Below are 1,670 nucleotides of genomic sequence, written 5' to 3'. Positions count from 1 at the left end.
CGGCTTCGAGTTCGATCGGCGCTGGGCTTTCCCGACGAGAGTTCGTGGCCGGCCTCACCGCACTTGGTGCCGTCTGGCTGGCGGCGTGTTCGAGTGCGGCCGATCAATCAGCGAAGGCGACGGATTCGACGCCCGCCATTCCGATGGACGCGCCTGCGCCGCCGCAGCGGTTGGTGCACTTCACCCCCGAACAGGCGGCGGAGATCGAGGCGATGACGGTGCGGCTCATTCCGAGCGACGACGGACCGGGCGCCAAGGAAGCGGGCGCGGTGTTCTTCATCGACAACAGTCTGGCCGGCCTCGTAAAGGAACAGGCGCCGTTGTTCGCCGCCGGACTGCAGACGGTCGCCAAATCTGTAACGGCCAAGCATGGGGCGACCGCGAAGTTCTCCACGCTGACCCCCGCGCAGCAGGACGCGATCCTGACCGGCATCGAGAAGTCCGAGTTCTTTGGCGCACTGCGCTTCGCCACGATCGCCGGATTCTTGTCGTTGCCCAAGTACGGCGGCAACAAGGACTACGTCGGCTGGCAGTACATCGGACAGCAACATGCGTTTGAACAGAAGGCGCCGTTCGGCTGGTACGACGAGCCCGCGAATCAGCAGGCGTTGCTCGGGCGGGTGCTCTGATGCGCCGCCAGGAGCAGCCGAACGGCAGGAAGTTTGAGCAAGACACGCCCGTCGACTTCGTCATCATCGGGTCGGGGATCGCCGGTGGCAGCGTGGCACGCGAACTGACGGCCAAGGGATTTGAGGTGCTCGTGCTCGAGCAGGGGCGCCATGTGCCACCGTCGGACATGGAGCACGACGAGCTTGGCGCCTTCGTCACCAACCGCTGGACGAACACGCCGGAGCAGTCGCCGCAGAGCTATCGCAGTACGCCAGACGCGAAAGCGGAGCCGCGTCATTTTCTGCAGTACGCGCGCGTGGTCGGCGGCACGACGTTGCACTTCACCGGCAACTTCTGGCGCTTTCGCCCCATCGACTTCAACGAGTTCTCGCAGCGCGGCGCGGTGTCCGGCGCGAACGTCGCCGACTGGCCGATCACCTACGACGAACTCGAGCCGTACTACACGGCGGTCGAGTATGCGATGGGCGTCTCCGGTGAAACGCCGACGGATCCACGTGAGCCGAGGCGGTCGAAACCATTTCCATTGCCGCCGCTGAATGTCACCGGGCCCGGCGTGCTGCTGGAAGTCGGCGCGAAGAAGCTCGGCTGGAATTCCAAAGCCGCACCGATGGCGATTCTGTCGCGGGAGTACAAGGGTCGGCAGCCGTGCCACAACTGCGGTTTCTGCCTCGCCTTCCCCTGCGAGTGGGGCGCAAAGTCCGGCGCCAACTGGACGATGATTCCCGACGCGCTGCGGTCAGGGCGCTGCGAGGTGCGCTCGGACAGTTACGTGCACCGCATCGAGACGGATGACAGCGGTCGCGTGACGGGCGTGCTCTACTTCGACAAGGACAAGAAAGAGCAGCGTCAGCAGGCCAAGGCGGTCGTGCTGTCGGCCAACGGTGCGGAAACGCCACGCCTGCTGCTCATGTCCACGTCCACGCGCTTTCCGAACGGTCTCGCGAACTCGAGCGGCGTCGTGGGCAAGTACCTCACGGACTCCACGGGCACCGACGTCTCCGGCTTCATCCCGCAGATGATGGATCACGTGCCGCACAACG

2 protein-coding genes are annotated in these 1,670 nt (G+C 65.2%); both read left to right on the top strand.

Features of this window, described 5'->3' with window-relative positions; all coding sequences use genetic code 11:
* Positions 1–629 (top strand): gluconate 2-dehydrogenase subunit 3 family protein (locus RMO04_RS20510; protein ID WP_309646624.1); only part of this gene is annotated, 629 nt, incomplete at its 5' end.
* Positions 629–1,670 (top strand): GMC family oxidoreductase (locus tag RMO04_RS20505; protein ID WP_309646623.1); only part of this gene is annotated, 1,042 nt, incomplete at its 3' end. The genes RMO04_RS20510 and RMO04_RS20505, both read left to right, overlap by 1 nt.

It is taken from the genome of Phenylobacterium sp. (assembly GCF_031412415.1).
Taxonomy (GTDB): domain Bacteria; phylum Pseudomonadota; class Alphaproteobacteria; order Caulobacterales; family Caulobacteraceae; genus Phenylobacterium.
Note: the sequence above shows the minus strand (reverse complement) of the source record. Positions and strands in the feature narration are given on the sequence as shown.